Origin of the sequence: Paraburkholderia sp. C35 (assembly GCF_003121405.1) — a bacterium.
In the GTDB taxonomy this organism is placed as follows: Bacteria; Pseudomonadota; Gammaproteobacteria; order Burkholderiales; family Burkholderiaceae; genus Paraburkholderia.
In genome coordinates, this window is record NZ_QBUY01000045.1 from 25963 (window position 1) to 41333 (window position 15371).

General features: G+C 61.0%; 14 protein-coding genes. 10 read left to right on the forward strand and 4 right to left on the reverse strand.

What is annotated here, in order from left to right; all coding sequences use genetic code 11:
* Nucleotides 1-148 precede the first annotated feature (148 nt).
* The 8 genes from DK391_RS24240 (at nt 149) to DK391_RS24275 (ending at nt 9517) form a co-directional block, all read left to right on the forward strand.
* Complete coding sequence (locus tag DK391_RS24240; protein WP_109480534.1) at nt 149-1261, forward strand: ABC transporter ATP-binding protein; 1113 nt, start codon at nt 149-151, stop codon at nt 1259-1261.
* Nucleotides 1248-2357 (forward strand): ABC transporter ATP-binding protein, encoded by a 1110-nt coding sequence (locus tag DK391_RS24245; protein ID WP_109480535.1) that lies wholly within the window; start codon nt 1248-1250, stop codon nt 2355-2357. Before DK391_RS24240 ends, DK391_RS24245 begins: the two co-directional genes overlap by 14 nt.
* Nucleotides 2354-3247 carry a sugar ABC transporter permease gene (locus DK391_RS24250; protein ID WP_109480536.1) on the forward strand — a complete coding sequence of 298 codons (894 nt, stop codon included), beginning with the start codon at nt 2354-2356 and terminating at the stop codon, nt 3245-3247. The genes DK391_RS24245 and DK391_RS24250 overlap by 4 nt, the downstream gene beginning before the upstream one ends.
* Nucleotides 3240-4052, forward strand: coding sequence for a carbohydrate ABC transporter permease (locus tag DK391_RS24255; protein ID WP_109480537.1), 813 nt, complete (start codon nt 3240-3242; stop codon nt 4050-4052). The genes DK391_RS24250 and DK391_RS24255 overlap by 8 nt, the downstream gene beginning before the upstream one ends.
* Nucleotides 4052-4333, forward strand: coding sequence for a DUF2160 domain-containing protein (locus DK391_RS24260; RefSeq protein WP_109480538.1), 282 nt, complete (start codon nt 4052-4054; stop codon nt 4331-4333). The genes DK391_RS24255 and DK391_RS24260 overlap by 1 nt, the downstream gene beginning before the upstream one ends.
* 84 nt (nt 4334-4417) lie before the next feature.
* Nucleotides 4418-6160, forward strand: coding sequence for an ABC transporter substrate-binding protein (locus DK391_RS24265; RefSeq protein ID WP_109480539.1), 1743 nt, complete (start codon nt 4418-4420; stop codon nt 6158-6160).
* A 342-nt stretch (nt 6161-6502) separates the two neighbouring features.
* On the forward strand, nt 6503-8740 hold the full coding sequence (locus DK391_RS24270) for a TonB-dependent siderophore receptor (protein ID WP_109480540.1): 2238 nt from the start codon (nt 6503-6505) through the stop codon (nt 8738-8740).
* Between the two features lie 93 nt (nt 8741-8833).
* Nucleotides 8834-9517: a Fe2+-dependent dioxygenase gene (locus DK391_RS24275; RefSeq protein ID WP_109480541.1), complete on the forward strand. Its 684-nt coding sequence runs from the start codon at nt 8834-8836 to the stop codon at nt 9515-9517.
* Nucleotides 9518-9524: 7 nt separating this feature from the next.
* Here DK391_RS24275 and DK391_RS24280 read toward each other — a convergent pair whose 3' ends face one another.
* Entirely contained in the window at nt 9525-10436 is a 912-nt protein-coding gene (locus tag DK391_RS24280; protein WP_109480572.1) for a DMT family transporter, read from the reverse strand.
* A 101-nt stretch (nt 10437-10537) separates the two neighbouring features.
* Between DK391_RS24280 and DK391_RS24285 the strand changes: the two genes are divergently transcribed.
* Complete coding sequence (locus tag DK391_RS24285) at nt 10538-11431, forward strand: LysR substrate-binding domain-containing protein (RefSeq protein ID WP_109480542.1); 894 nt, start codon at nt 10538-10540, stop codon at nt 11429-11431.
* Between the two features lie 59 nt (nt 11432-11490).
* Here DK391_RS24285 and DK391_RS24290 read toward each other — a convergent pair whose 3' ends face one another.
* From DK391_RS24290 to DK391_RS24300, 3 genes are read right to left on the reverse strand one after another with little or no spacing between them, the layout of a single operon-like run.
* Nucleotides 11491-12936 (reverse strand): LutB/LldF family L-lactate oxidation iron-sulfur protein, encoded by a 1446-nt coding sequence (locus DK391_RS24290; RefSeq protein WP_109480543.1) that lies wholly within the window; start codon nt 12934-12936, stop codon nt 11491-11493.
* Nucleotides 12933-13649, reverse strand: coding sequence for a lactate utilization protein C (locus tag DK391_RS24295; protein WP_109480544.1), 717 nt, complete (start codon nt 13647-13649; stop codon nt 12933-12935). Before DK391_RS24295 ends, DK391_RS24290 begins: the two co-directional genes overlap by 4 nt.
* The gene (locus DK391_RS24300; RefSeq protein ID WP_109480545.1) at nt 13646-14452 is read right to left on the reverse strand and encodes a (Fe-S)-binding protein; all 807 of its coding nucleotides are present in this window, start codon (nt 14450-14452) and stop codon (nt 13646-13648) included. The genes DK391_RS24295 and DK391_RS24300 overlap by 4 nt, the downstream gene beginning before the upstream one ends.
* A gap of 167 nt (nt 14453-14619) precedes the next feature.
* Between DK391_RS24300 and DK391_RS24305 the strand changes: the two genes are divergently transcribed.
* Nucleotides 14620-15330, forward strand: a complete 711-nt coding sequence (locus tag DK391_RS24305) for a FadR/GntR family transcriptional regulator (protein WP_204117427.1) — start codon at nt 14620-14622, stop codon at nt 15328-15330.
* Nucleotides 15331-15371: the final 41 nt, after the last annotated feature.

Genomic DNA, 15371 nt, shown 5'->3' on the forward strand with positions numbered 1-15371 from the left:
CAAACCGGACCGCGTCTGCTCGCCGTCCGGTGTTTGCGAACGCCTTAGCCGTACCCAAGCATCTGCATTTGCATCGAAGCCGCATCGAACCAGAAACAGACAGAAAAAGAGCAAAGCTGGATCAGAAGCATCGACAAAGGAGAGCAATTTGGGTTTGGAACTGGAGCGGGTCACCGTCGTTTCGGGCGGGCTGACGCATCTGTACGGCGTCGATCTGCGGCTCGTCCCGGGTGCGATCAATGTGCTGCTGGGGCCCACGCAAGCGGGCAAGACCACGTTGATGCGTGTGATGGCAGGACTCGACCGGCCAACCAGCGGCCGCGTGCTCGCCGATGGTCGGGACGTGACGGGCGTGAGCGTGCGTCAGCGCAATCTCGCGATGGTCTATCAGCAGTTCATCAACTATCCCGCGATGACGGTGTTCGACAACATCGCATCACCACTCAAGCTGCAAAAGACAGAGGCTGGCGAGATCCGTCGCCGCGTCGATGAAGTCGCGTCGAAGCTGCATATCGAACATCTGCTGGAACGCCGGCCGGGTGAACTGTCGGGAGGCCAGCAACAGCGTTGCGCGCTGGCGCGCGCGCTCGTCAAGCGTACCTCGCTGGTGTTGCTCGACGAGCCGCTCGTGAACCTCGACTACAAGTTGCGTGAAGAATTGCGCGCCGAACTCACGACGCTCTTCTCCGACGGCAAGACCACGGTCGTGTATGCCACCACCGAACCGCTCGAAGCCTTGCTGCTCGGCGGCTATACGGCTGTCGTCGACAAGGGACGCGTGTTGCAGTTCGGCCCGACGCTGGACGTCTACAACGCGCCGGCAAATGTCGACGTCGCCGCCGTTTTCAACGATCCGCCCATGAACATGCTGACAAGCGAACTGCTCGACAGTGGCGACGCGCGCTTGCCCATCGGTATCGACGTGCCCGTGCGCCGCGCGGCGCAGACGGCTGTCGGCACAGGGACCTGCCGCATTGGAATCCGTCCCGGCCATCTGCGGCTCGCGCCGCGCAATACACATTCGATTGCCGTGCCTTGCCTGCTGGAACTGGCCGAGCTGAGCGGCTCTGAAACGTATCTGCATCTGCATACCCGTCACGGTGGCATCAATCTCGTCGCGCAGTTGCAAGGCGTGCATCAGATCGAGTTGGGCACACAGCTCGACGTCTATATCGACCCCGACGATCTGTTCGTATTCGGCGCGGACGCCAATCTGGTCGCGCGTCCCAGGATGCAGGAGGTGGCCTATGGCGCGCATTGAGTTTCAGAATCTCGGGCATGCGTACCGGCCGAATCCCGCTTCTCTCGACGACTACGCGTTGCAACCGATGAGCATGGTGTGGGAAGACGGCGGTGCGTACGCGCTGCTTGGCCCGTCGGGTTGCGGCAAATCGACCTTGCTCAATATCGTGTCGGGCCTGTTGCAGCCATCGGAAGGCAAAGTCCTGTTCAACGGACGCGATGTCACCACGCAAGGCGCGCGCGAACGCAACATTGCGCAGGTGTTCCAGTTCCCGGTGATCTACGACACGATGAGCGTGTTCGACAATCTTGCCTTTCCGCTGCGCAATCGCGGTTTGCCTGCAGCGGAAGTGCGAACGCGCGTGCATGAAGTCGCCGACATTCTCGACATGGCGCGTGAATTGCCGCGCAAGGCGAGCAATCTGTCGGCCGATGCGAAGCAGAAGATTTCGCTGGGACGCGGACTCGTGCGCAAGGATGTCGCGGCCATTCTGTTCGACGAACCGTTGACCGTTATCGACCCGCATATGAAGTGGATGCTGCGGCGTCAGCTGAAGAAGATCCATCAGCAACTCAAGCTCACACTGATCTACGTGACGCACGATCAGGTCGAAGCGTTGACTTTCGCGGACGAAGTGGTCGTGATGACCAACGGACGCGTGGTGCAAAAGGGCGGCCCGGAAGCCCTGTTTTTAAGGCCCGATCACGCGTTCGTGGGCTATTTCATCGGCAGTCCTGGCATGAACCTGTGCCCCGTCAGTCTGGACGATGGCGCGATCAGACTCGGTTCGCAGCGCGTCACGCTCGATTCCGACACGCTTGCCGCGCTCAAGAGCACGAATGGCGATCTGAAACTCGGCATCCGCCCTGAGTTCGTGCGTCTCGCCGACGATGGCGAGAAAGGCGCGATCCTTGCGCAAGTCACACGCGCGCAGCAACTCGGCAACTATCAGCTCGTGACGGCGAACTGCGAAGGCCACGTATTCAACGCGAAGATGGAGCCGGCAGTGCGCGTCGTGGACGGCCCGGTGTGGTTGCGCGTGGCCGCGCCGGAAACGGTGTACTTCAACAACGATGAGCGCATTGCGATCCGAGCCGCAGGAGGCGCGCGATGAACAAGCCAGTGAACCAGAAGGCGTGGCTGCTCGTCGTGCCCGTCTTCATCTGCGTGGCGTTCTCGGCGATTTTGCCGCTGATGACGGTCGTCAACTATTCGGTGCAGGACATCATCAGTCCGACGCAGCACGTCTTCGTCGGTACGGAATGGTTTCGCAACATCATGACCGATCCCGATCTGCGCGGCGCATTGGGACGTCAGGTGATCTTCTCCGCTTGTGTGCTGCTGTTTGAGATTCCACTGGGCGTCGGCCTCGCTTTGGCGATGCCCGCCTCGGGTTGGCGCGCTTCGGCGGCGTTGGTGGTACTCGCGATGCCGTTGCTGATTCCCTGGAATGTGGTCGGCACGATCTGGCAGATCTTCGGCCGTCCGGATATCGGTCTGCTTGGCTACGCGCTCAATAGCGTGGGCTTCGAATACAACTACACCGCCAGTCCGACCGATGCATGGGTCACCGTGCTCGTGATGGACATCTGGCACTGGACGCCGCTGGTCGCGTTGCTCTGCTATGCAGGTCTGCGCGCGATACCCGATGCGTTCTATCAGGCGGCGGAAATAGATGGCGCAAGCCGCTTTGCGGTCTTTCGCTATATCCAGTTGCCGAAGATGCGCGGCGTGCTGATGATCGCAGTGCTGTTGCGCTTCATGGACAGCTTCATGATCTATACGGAGCCGTTCGTGCTGACGGGCGGCGGCCCCGGCGACTCGACCACTTTCCTGAGCCAGTACCTCACGCAAAAAGCCGTGGGTCAATTCGATCTCGGCCCGGCGGCGGCGTTCTCATTGATCTACTTCCTGATCATCCTGTTGCTCTGTTTCATTCTCTACAACTGGATGGAGCGTGTGGGCAAGGGCGGTCCGGCAACGACGGGAGACGACAATGCATGACAACCGCCGCTGGATACGCGCACTCGTATTGCTTGTCTATATCGCGTTCGCACTGCTTCCGTTGTACTGGATGCTGTCTATTTCGCTGCGCACCAACGAAGAAACGATGTCGGCCTTTTCGATCTGGCCAAAGCACGTGACCTTCGATAACTTCAAGGTGATTTTCACCGATCCATCGTGGTACTGGGGCTACATCAATTCAATTGTTTATGTGGCCATGAACACGGTGATGTCGGTGCTGGTCGCATTGCCTGCCGCGTATGCCTTCTCCCGCTATCGCTTTCTCGGCGACAAGCACATGTTCTTCTGGCTGCTCACCAACCGGATGACGCCGCCTGCCGTGTTCCTGCTACCGTTCTTTCAGCTTTATTCGAGCGTCGGTCTGATGGATACGTATGTCGCCGTCGCACTCGCGCACATGCTGTTCAACGTGCCGCTCGCCGTGTGGATTCTCGAAGGTTTCATGTCGGGCGTGTCGCGTGAAATCGATGAAACCGCGTATATCGACGGCTATTCGTTTCCGGCGTTTTTCATCAAGATCTTTCTGCCTTTGATCAAGGCGGGTGTCGGCGTGACGGCGTTCTTCTGCTTCATGTTCAGCTGGGTCGAACTGTTGCTCGCGCGGACGTTGACCACTGTCAACGCAAAACCGATTGCTGCCGTGATGACGCGCACGGTGTCTGCTGCGGGCATGGATTGGGGCGTGCTGTCAGCGGCGGGTGTGCTGACCATTATTCCTGGCGCACTCGTCATTTACTTCGTGCGCAACTACATCGCAAAGGGCTTTGCGATGGGGAGAGTGTGATGTTCACATGGATGTACTGGACACCCGAAGTCGCCATCTTCTTCGGCTGCGTCGTCGTGATGCTGGCAGGCATGACGCTGTGGGAATTGCGCACGCCGACTATCGAACGCAAAGGTTTTCTGCCGATTGCGACAACACGTGGCGACAGGCTCTTTATCGGCCTGCTGACGGCTGCGTACGTGAATCTCGCCTGGATCGTGGTGGGCGGCGAAGGCGCGAGTGCGTGGCCCGGTTTCGCGGCCTCCGTGCTGGTGCTGCTCGCGATCATGTGGAAGGGATAAAACGCTAGAACAAACCGGTTCCGTTGATGCCCCGGGCGGCAACCGGCTGATGATCCCAAAGGGGTGTGGAGACAGGAGAAGACCATGCAACACAGGAGACGGATCGTCGCGCTCGCGGTGGCAGGAGTGGTCGCAGGGGCTTGTGCCAATCACGCTGCGCTGGCAGGCGTACCCGAAGCGCAGAAATGGGTAGACGGCGAATTCCAGCCGAGCACGCTGAGCAAACAGCAGCAGATGGACGAAATGAAATGGTTCATCGATACGGCTGCGAAACTCAAATCGCAAGGCGTCAAGGAAGTACACGTCGTGTCGGAAACGCTCGATACGCACATGTACGAATCGAAAACGCTCGCCAAGGCATTCACGGAAATTACGGGCATTCAGGTCAAGCACGACATCATTCAGGAAGGCGATGTCGTCGAAAAACTGCAAACGTCGATGCAGTCCGGCCAGAGCATTTACGACGGCTGGATTTCGGATTCGGATCTGATCGGCACGCACTACCGCTATGGCGTGATCATCCCGCTGTCTGACTATATGGAAGGCGAGGGCAAGCAGTTCACGAATCCGAATCTGGATATCAAGGACTTTATCGGCACGAGCTTCACGACTGCGCCGGATAAAAAGCTCTATCAGTTGCCCGACCAGCAATTCGCCAACCTCTACTGGTTCCGCGCCGACTGGTTTGCGCGCAAGGATCTGCAGGACAAGTTCAAGGCGAAGTACGGTTACGACCTCGGTGTACCCGTCAACTGGTCCGCGTATGAAGATATTGCGGAGTTCTTCACCAATGACGTGAAGACCATCGACGGCGAAAAAGTATTCGGGCACATGGATTACGGCAAGAAAGATCCATCGCTCGGCTGGCGTTTCACGGACGCCTGGCTGTCGATGGCAGGTGAAGCCGATAAAGGCATTCCGAACGGCATGCCCGTCGATGAATGGGGCATTCGCGTGACACCGGACGGTTGTCATGCTGTCGGTGCATCGGTGACGCGTGGCGGCGGCACGAACAGTCCCGCCGCTGTGTTCGCGACCACGAAGTACATCGACTGGCTGAAGAAATACGCGCCGCCCGAAGCGTCCGGCATGACATTCAACGAAGCCGGTCCAGTCCCTGCACAAGGCAAGATCGCGCAGCAGATCTTCTGGTACAGCGCATTCACGGCTTCCATGCTCAAGCCGGGCAATGTGACGAATGCCGATGGCACGCCGAAATGGCGCATGGCTCCGTCGCCGCATGGCCCGTACTGGAAAGACGGCATGCAGAACGGCTACCAGGATGTCGGCTCGTGGACGTTCTTCAAATCCACGCCCGCGAATCAGCGTGCGGCTGCATGGCTTTACGCGCAGTTCGTGACGTCGAAGTCGGTGTCGCTGAAGAAGTCGATTGTCGGTCTGACGTTTATTCGCGACTCCGATATTCATAGCGAGTACTTTACAAAGAATGCCGACAAATACGGCGGCCTGATTGAGTTCTATCGCAGCCCGGCACGCGTCGCGTGGACGCCGACAGGCAACAACGTGCCTGACTATCCGAAGATGGCACAGTTGTGGTGGAAGAACGTCGCAACTGCTGTAGCGGGCGAAAAGACGCCGCAAGCTGCCATGGACAATCTCGCGAAGGAAATGGATCAGGTATTGGGACGTTTGCAACGCGCGGGCATGAAGGTGTGTGCGCCTGAGTTAAACGCGGAGAGCGACCCGACGAAATGGCTGTCGGATCAGCACGCGCCGTGGAAGAAACTCGCCAACGAAAAGCCGAAGGGTGAAACGGTCAAATACGACCAGCTGCTCGCGGCATGGAAGGCGGGCAAAGTGCGTTGAGCATGTAGCGACAAAGAGCGGGAAGGTTGAAGCGGGCGGTGTCGAAAGACGCCGCCCGTTTTTTATTGGATTTAACACAATCCGCCAAACCGAAAACAGGTTTCGTTAATGCATTTATAAAGCGCGAATCACGATTTAAGCGCGTGATGCAGAAAGACCACACATGCCTTACGCATCATTGCGAATCATTACTGTTCATGTAATGATACCGATTCTCATTTAGAAGGCGCCGGCCGGAGATAGTCAACCGGCGGGGCGGTTCGCTCGATCCACGCGAACCGGACGGGCACGCACCGCCCGGCGCACCAAGAAAAAGATCAGTTACAACGACAGGGAATCGCGATGCTTCGAACCACGCCACTCGCAGCGGCCGTCATGGCCGTCTTTGCGACGCCGCTTTACGCCCAAACGACAACGCCTGCCACGCCGGCAGTCCAGATCGCGCAAGCCGCAACGACCAGCAATCCCGCCAGCCAGCCCTCCGCCAGCCAGCCTTCTACCAGCAACACATTGCCGACCGTCCAGGTGACCGGTCAGGCCGATAATTCCACCGATTTCCAGGCCGACACGTCGAGCGTCGGCGCGAAAGTGCCCACGGCATTGCGCGATATTCCGCAAGCCGTCACCGTCGTGCCGAAAGCGGTACTGGATTCGCAGGCTGCCAGCTCGTTCTCGGACGCGTTGCGCAACGTGCCCGGCATCACGATCGGTGCGGCCGAAGGCGGGCAGATCGGCAACAACATTAACCTGCGCGGTTTCTCGGCGCGCACGGACATCTACCTGGACGGTTTCCGCGATCGCGGCCAGTACTATCGCGACACGTTCAACCTCCAGTCGATCGACGTGCTGTACGGTCCGTCGTCGCTGTATTTCGGCCGTGGTTCGACGGGTGGTGTGATCAACCAGGTCAGCAAGGAGCCGGAGCTCAAGAAGCGCGCGGACGTTTCCGTGCAAGCGGGTACGCATGACCGTTACCGCACCACGGTCGATCTCGACACGCCGATCACCGACACCTCCGCGTTCCGCATCAACGCATTCGGCCAGAGCCTCGGCTCGTCGCGTGACGTGATGAAGAGCAAGGACTACGGCGTCGCGCCGGAAGTGAAGTTCGGCATCGGCACGCCGACGGAAATCACGCTGTCCGCGCTGATCCAGCACAACCGCGATCAGCCCGACTACGGCATTCCGCCGCTGAACGGCCATCCCGCGCCCGTGAATCGCGGCACGTTCTACGGCTATACCGACGACCGCACGATCCAGGACGTGCAGACGCTCAGCGCGCGCATCAAGCATCGCTTCAGCGACGACCTGACGCTGCGCAACCAGACGCAATTCAGCCACTACAGCACGGAAGCGCGCGCGACCAACGCGGCGGCCGTGCTTACGGGCCCGCTCGGCACGTCGACGGCACTAACCAACGGCAACTTCACGAACATCGATCCGTCGAAACTGTTCGTCAAGCTGCAAGGCAAAGACCGCAACATCAACGATCACTCGGTCTACAACTCGACCGATGTCGAATGGAAGGTCAATACCGGGCCGCTCAAGCACGATCTGCTCGCAGGCGTCGATCTGAGCCACGAAACGTACAGCAACCAGAGCTTCACCGCGACCGCGCCGGGCCTGCCGTCGAACACGATCGGCATCGTGCCGCTGATCGATCCGCCGTACACGCCGCGTCCCACGAACGTGAAGGAAGTGGCGACCAACCTCGCGGAATCGAGCGCGAACGGTGTGGGTCTGTATTTGAACGACACGGTGTCGATCGGCCAGCACTGGAAGGTGGTGGGCGGCGTGCGCTGGGACCGCTACGAAGCGTCGATCCACAACTCGGTCAACGTGCCGGGCTACGCCACGCAGACGAACTACTTCACCAGCGTGCGCGGCGGCGTGATCTGGCAACCGACCGACTGGCAGTCGTATTACGTGTCGTACGGCACGTCGTTCGATCCGTCGCTCGAAGCGTTGACGCTCACGAACGGCCAGCAAAACCTGCCGCCGGAGCACAACAAGTCGTATGAAGTCGGTTCGAAGTGGGATCTGCTCGGCGGCGGTCTCTCCGTCACGCAATCGCTTTTCAACATCGAGAAGACGAATGCGCGTACCGCGAATCCGGATGGCAGCTATACGCTCGACGGCGATATCCGTGTGCGCGGCTATCAGCTCGGCCTTGCCGGTCACATCACGAACAAGTGGCAGGTGTTCGGCGGCTATACGTATATGGATGGTGTGATCCTGCAGGCATTCGACGGCACGCAGGGCAAAACTCCCGCCAACACGCCGCGCAATACGCTCACGCTGTGGACCACGTATGACTTCACGCCGCACTGGCAGATCGGCGGTGGTCCGACGTATATGTCCTCGCGCTATGCGGCCAACAACAACTTCGTGCAGGTTGGCGGCTACACGCGTTGGGATGCGATGGCGGCGTATCACGCGAAGCGTTACGACGTTCAGATCAACGTGCTGAACCTGACCGACAAGAACTACTACGACGCGCTGATTCCGTCGGATGGTGGCCGCGCGGTGCCGGGTTACGGCCGTACGTTCCTCGCGACGGTAAACTATCGCTTCTTCTGATCGCACGAAGCGATAGCCCACGGCACGCCGCGCGCGTTCCCGCATCTTGCGGGGAAGGCGCGCGGCGCTGCCGCTTTGCAGGAACCTTGAACGATGATTGTCTCGATTCCGGACGTACTGAGTCCCGCCGAAGCCGCCGCGATGCGGGCGGCGCTCGAAGCCAGCGACGCATGGGTAGATGGCCGTGCGACGGCCGGCTACCAGGGCGCGCCCGTCAAGCACAACCAGCAGATCGCGGAAGGCTCGCAGATTGCGCTGGACCTTGGCGACCGGATCATCGCGTTGCTGGAGCGTCATCCGTTGTTCATCAGCGCCGCGCTGCCGAACAAGGTGTATCCGCCCATCTTCAACCGCTATGAAGGCGGCATGCATTTCGGCAGTCATGTCGACGGTGCGATACGTCTCGTGCCGGGCAGCGGCGTGCGTGTGCGCACCGATATTTCGATCACGCTGTTTCTCACGCCGCCCGATGAATACGAGGGCGGCGAACTGCTGATCGAAGATACCTTCGGCATGCAGGAAGTGAAGCTGTCCGCCGGGCATGCGATCGTTTATCCGGGGACGAGCCTGCATCAGGTTCGGCCCGTGACGCGCGGTGCGCGGGTGTCGAGCTTCTTCTGGGCGCAAAGTCTCGTGCGCGACGATACGCAGCGCGCGATGCTGTTCGATCTGGACGGCGCGATCCAGCGGCTGAATGCATCGAATGGCGATGAAGCGGCGCGCCGCACACTGGTTGGTTGTTATCACAACCTGCTGCGCATGTGGAGCGAGACCTAAGCGCTGATCACGCGGGCCGTCGTGCCGCAGCGACCGGTTTTTGCGGACTGCGCCCGCTTTGCAGCAGGAACACGCCGCCGAGAATGCAGGCCATGGCCAGCAGATCGAGCGGGCGGATCGCTTCGTGTGCGAACAGCACACCCACGCCTAGTGCCACCACGGGCGGAATATACGTGACGCTCGAAGCCGCCAGTGCGCCGAGCCGCTTCACGATGAAGTAGTACAGGATGTACGCGACGCCTGTCCCGAGCAGTCCAAGTCCAAGCAGGATGCCGATGGCTGCGCGGGCGTCGTTTGCAATATGCGTGATGCCGTGAAAGGGCGTGACGCAGGCAATCGTCAGCAGCGCAAAGCCGATCTGCCATGTCGATAGCGCGACGGGCGACATGTCGAGCTTCGACAGAAAGCGCCGTGCATAGACGAACGAGCATCCCACACTCAGCGATCCCACTGCCATACACGCGACGCCGGCCAGGTTCACGCCGCTCGCCGCGCTGTTCCACGGTCGCGCGATCATCAGCACGCCGGCGAAGCCGCAGATGACACCGACAATCATGCGTGCACCCGGCCATTCCTCCCGCAATAAAGCCCATGCGCACACAAACGAGAACAGCGGTATCGCGCCGCTCAGCATGCCCGCCACGCTAGACGGTAACAGCGAGGCGCCTTTGGCAAACGCGTAGTAATAGAGCGTCGTCGCCAGCAGCGACATGACGATGAAATGATGCGCGTGACGCAGCTGCTTCCACGTCAACGCTCGGGTGGCGAGCGCATAAAAAAGCAGCGGCACAAATCCGGACAGCACGCGCAGAAACACGATTTGCGCAGGCGTGATCCACATGCTGGCCCACTTCATGAAGAGAAAATTGCTGCCCCAGATCATGCCGAGCAATGCGAATGCAACGTAAGCGGGATTCATGGCGAGTACCATCCAATGCAAGAACGATGCGCCGATTGTGCGGCGCGCGCTAATGCGGTACAAACGATTTGTTCTCGTCGATAGTGCAGAAAATCTATCCCATGTCTACCATGCCACCCCTGAAAGCGCTGGTTGCATTCGAATCCGCGATGCGTTTGAGCAGTTTTTCTCTAGCCGCCGATGAACTGAGCGTGACGCCGGGTGCGATCGGCCAGCAGATCCAGAAACTCGAAGCATGGTTAGGCGTCGCGCTGTTCGTGCGTCAGGTGCGCCAGATCGTGCCGACAAACGAAGCGCGTAACTACTACGCGCAGATACAGCCCGCGCTTGCGCAGATCACGCACGCGAGCCGGCGCATGCGCGAAGACCAGAGCAAGGGCGTGCGTGTGTCGATGCCGCCCAGTTACGCGGCCAAATGGTTCGCGCCGCGTATGACGGACTTTCTGATCGCGTATCCGGACATCGCGCTGGAACTGAATACGACCACAGCCATGGTCGATTTCGAATTGCAGTCCGTGGATCTGGCCGTGCGCTATTTCGACGGCAATGCGCCCGATCTCGATGTGCAACTGCTGCATGCCGACGAAGCCCGCGTGTATTGCAGCCCGTCGTATGCGCGGCGCCTGAAGCTGAAAACGCCCGACGATCTGCAGCGGGCCACGTTACTGCACAACACGTTGCATCCGCACTGGACAACGTGGCTCAAGAAGTTCGCGCGGCTAACGGCGCGTCAGATCGACGGCATTGCGGGCATTCACTTCGACCAGTCGCTGATGGCGATCGAGGCAGCGGTGCGCGGGCAGGGCGTCGTGCTGACAAGCGCCGTGTTGACGGAAGCGGAGTTGGCGGCGAAGTCGCTGATCGATCCGTTCGGGCTCAGTCTGCCTTTGAAAACCGCGTATTACGTGGTGCATCCGAAATCGATGGAACTGAAGCCGGGCGCGGCGACCTTGAAGACATGGTTCATCGATGAAAAAACGAAAACGCCCGCGTAGAAGCGGGCGTTCGTGCATCACGCTGCGTCGCTCTAGCCGACGCCCGGCGGCTGAAAACGCTATTCAGGCTGCCCGCGCTCGCGCATCAGGTCATGCAGACTGCGCGCGGCAGGCTTCAGCGGTTCGCGATGCTGGGTCCAACCCATCTGGTTCTTCGGCGCAAACCCGCGCAGGCGCGTAGCGGCCCAGCGCAGCATGCGGTAAGCACGTGGATGTGCAAACGCGCCACTCCAGAAGCGCCACACGAACTGCTCTTCGCGGCTGAACTTTGCGCCTTGTCCGCGCAACGGATGCGCGACCACTTCGTTCGGATCGCGATTGGCTTCCGTGCGCAGCCGCACCAGCAGTTCGGGAATCGGAATGCGCACAGGGCAGACTTCACCGCATGCACCGCACAGGCTCGATGCCGTCGGCAAATCCGCCGTTTCTTCGAGACCGAGCAGATGCGGCGAGATGATCTTGCCGATCGGACCCGGATACGTCGTGCCGTACGCATGTCCGCCGATACGCGTGTACACCGGGCAATGGTTCATGCACGCGCCGCAACGGATGCATTGCAGCGTCGCGCGCAGTTGCTCGTCCGCATAAGCCTGCGTGCGGCCGTTATCGAGTAGCACGACGTGCATTTCGCGTGGACCGTCGCGCTCGCCTTCGCGGCGCGGGCCAGTGATCAGGTTGAAGTACGTGGTGATCGCCTGGCCCGTTGCAGAGCGCGTCAACAGGCTGGAAAGCGGCACGATGTGCGAGAGCTTCTCGACCACTTTCTCCATGCCCATGATCGCGATATGCACGTCGGGAACGGTGGTCGACAGACGTCCATTCCCTTCGTTTTCGACCAGCCACAAGGTGCCCGTATCGGCGGCCGCGAAGTTGACGCCCGACAGGCCAATGTCGGCATCGACGAATGCGCGGCGCAGCGCGCGGCGGCCTGGCTGGATCAGTTCGTCGACGTCTTCCGTATAGCGCGTATCGGGAATGTGCTGCTCGAACAGTTCGCCGATATCGGCCTTCGTCTTGTGGATCGCGGGCATCACGATATGCGACGGCTTCTCGTGCGCGAGTTGCACGATGTACTCGCCCATATCCGATTCGATGCAGTCGATGCCGCGCGCTTCCAGATAATGGTTGAGCTCGATCTCCTCGCTGGCCATCGACTTGCCCTTGATCACACGCTTTGCCTCACGCGCCTGCGCAATGCCGTGAATGATCGCGTTCGCGTCAGCGGCCGTTTCGGCCCAGTGCACATGGACGCCGCGCGCCGTGAGCTTCTCTTCGAGTTGCACGAGCAGATCGGGCAGACGCGACAACGCGTGACGGCGCACGGCTTCGCCGAGATCGCGCAGACGCTGCAATTCGTCTTCGTCGGGAAACTGCGTGCGACGTTTGGTCTGCAGAAAATCCATCGCGCCGCGAAAGCTGTTGCGCAGTTTCGGATCGTCGAGTGCGGCGCGTGCGCGTGCCTTGAAATCCTGCGAGGGCACGAAGTGCATCGGCGTGGCGTTCATGCTGCGTCTCCGGGCGTGGCAGTGGCTGCATCGGCTTCATGCTCGACGATCACGACCCACAGTTCACGCGGACCATGTGCGCCGTAAGCAAGCGTCTGCTGGATGTCGGATGTTTTCGACGGGCCGGAGATCATCACGAGATTGGTCGGCATGCCTGCCTGCCAGCGCTCTGCTCGCACGGCGGCATGCAGATCGGCATGCAGCGAATGCGCGTAGACGAGCGCGATATGCAGCGGCGGCACGAGCGACATCGTGCGTGGCGAGCCTGGGTCGGGTACGACGATCAACGTGCCCGTCGCAGCGAGACCCGAGCGCGCGACGGTAAAGCCGGCATCGATGGTTTCGAACAGATCGGCTTTCCAGTGTTCGATTGGCTGGGCGTAATCGCGCGCGGTCACAGATGCGGGCAGCGCCTGTTGCAAAGCGGTGCCTTCCGCGCGCGAGGTATCGAGCAGCAGGCGCTTCACGTTGGCCTCGGCCAGCCGTTGCGCGATCAGCGCGGGCCACGTGCGCTCCGTGGCGCGGAAAACTTCAGCGTGAGAAGCGGTGAGGGCGGCTTGCATCGAATCGATCAGCGCCTGCGTGGGCAACGCAATGCGTCGATTGTCGTAGTGCTGGTCGATGCTTGCGTCGAGACGCTGCAGTGCGTCGCTGGGAACAGCAGCGGGCGCCGCAGCCCGCAGGCGTCCGAGCATGCGTTCGCGTGCGTTCATCGCTTGCCTCCGTTATCTGGCGTGCGCGTGCCTTGCGTGCGACGCCACAGGAAGCTGGCGATGTGCTCGACTTCGACGGGCGCACCCTGATGACGCGCCGCGTGTCCAATGTTCAGCAGGCAGCCGCAATCGGCGGACACGATGCGTTCGCAACCTGTCGCACAGGCCGACGCGATCTTGTCGCGCACCATCGCGCCGGAAATGTCAGGGTGCTTCAGCGAGAACGTGCCGCCGAACCCGCAGCATTCCGATTCGCGTTCGTGCTCGATGCGTGTGACGCCCGGCAATGCATCGACCAGTTCAACGCCATGCACGCGCGTGCCCATTTCGCGCCGCGCGCCGCACGATGTGTGCAGCACGATGCGTTCTTCGGGCGCATCGCTGACGGCAGGCAGTTCGATGTGCAGCACGCGCAGCAAGAATTCGCTCAGTTCGTAGATGCGCCCGGCGAGCGCCTGCGCTTGTTGCGCCATCGCCGGATCGTCGGCGAAGAGTTTTGGCCAGTGGTGGCGCATCATGCCCGCGCACGAACCCGACGGCACGATGACGGGCCACGGGTTGGAAAACAGCGCGAGCTGGGCGCGCGCCACCTCGCGCGCCTGATCCGGATTGCCGCTGCTGTAGGCAGGCTGCCCGCAGCAGCTTTGCTCCTGAGGAAAATGCACGACGAGGCCTTCGCGTTCGAGCAGCTTCACCGCGTCGAGTCCGGCTTCGGGCACGAACAGATCGACGAGGCAGGTCGCGAACAGATAGACATCGCGCGGGGCCGCCGGATATTGCCGTTCCTTCTTATCTCGCTCCATCCAGAATGCGTCCGCCTTGTGTGCCGTTTGCCGCAGCGCTACGAGGCATCTCTCAGGGAAGCGGCGGGCGCGGATCGCTTGAATCGTTGACGCATGATTCCCAAATGTGCGCGACAATACAAATTGGTTGGACCACTAAGGCGCGATGGACACACGAGAGAACCCTCATGGCAACAGGAACAAGAGAGCGGGGCGCGGTAGAGCGCGTGATGCGCCAGATGGAAACCTCGCTGCTCGACGGCACGTGGCCGCCGGCTTCGCGGCTGCCCGCCGAGCGCGCGCTCGCGGAGCAGTACGAGGTGTCGCGCAACACGGTACGCGAGGCGATACAGCGGCTCGCGGCACGCGGACTGTTGCAGAGCCGGCGCGGCGCGGGTGTGTTCGCCACTGACCAGTTGCGCGCGGGCATCGCGTCGCCGTGGGGCCAACTGGTTGCGGACCACCCGGTACTGCGCGACGACATCCTCGAATTCCGCCGCGTACTGGAAGGCGCCACCGCCTATTTCGCGGCCATGCGCGCGACGAAGGCGGACGTCAGGCGCATCCAGTCATTGCTGCGCGAACTGGAGCGCTCGCGCGCCTGCGATGACAAGAGCAGCGAAGCCGTCGCCGACGCGAAGCTGCACGATGCCATCGCGCTCGCGTCGCACAACACGATGTTCCTGCATCTGCATACGAGCGTGCTGGGCATGCTGCGCGAGCACATCACGGTCAGCGGCACGGACGTGCGCCTGCAAGGTGCGGAAGAATCGGGGCAATTGCTGATCCAGCATCGCGCGCTGTGCGACGCAATCTGCACGCGGCGCCCGGAAGAGGCGCGCACGGCGATGCATGCGCACATTGATTTCGTGCGCAGCATCAGCGAGCGCCACGCCTGATTCAGCGCAAACGCGTTCAAACTGGATCAGCCGAAAAGTGG